The following is a 489-nucleotide window of genomic DNA, read 5'->3' as shown; positions in this document are numbered from 1 at the left end:
CCGATGAACCTTGTTGAATGCAGCAAGGTTCTTTTCTACAATGAAGGCATCCTTATTTTTCTTCGATTAATTGTTTTACGGCTGGAATATCCGCTGGTGCCCATTTAAGGGAATCCAAATTCTCTCTTTTCAACCATATTAATTTTGAATGCTCACTTGGTGTAGGAATCCCTTCAACTACCCTGCATTTAATCGATATTAAATTAATAACAAAAGTATCATATTCATGTGTATTATCATTAAATACCTCTTTAAAAGTTTCAATCTTACAGTTCAACTCTTCATCAATTTCTCTTTCAAGGGCTGAGAAGATATCCTCATTTGCTTCCACTTTCCCGCCTGGAAGCTCCCACATATTTGGCATCGCCATTTCGGTGGATCTAAGAGCACAGAGAATTTCATTTTGTTCATTTTCAATAATGTCCGCGACGACTTTTAACTGCTTTTTCAATGTGATCCTCCTATAATTTTCTATTCCTAATAATATCA

Annotated in this window: 1 protein-coding gene; it reads right to left on the bottom strand. The window is 35.6% G+C overall.

All coding sequences use genetic code 11. The annotated features are described in order from the left end of the window. Positions 1-52 precede the first annotated feature (52 nt). On the bottom strand, positions 53-451 hold the full coding sequence (locus V7137_RS29160) for a (deoxy)nucleoside triphosphate pyrophosphohydrolase (protein WP_335701300.1): 399 nt from the start codon (positions 449-451) through the stop codon (positions 53-55). Positions 452-489 lie beyond the last annotated feature (38 nt).

This window comes from Neobacillus drentensis (assembly GCF_036962765.1).
GTDB lineage: Bacteria > Bacillota > Bacilli > Bacillales > Cytobacillaceae > Neobacillus > Neobacillus drentensis_C.
The sequence above is the reverse complement of the archived record's forward strand: the minus strand, read 5'-3'. Positions and strand labels throughout refer to the sequence as shown.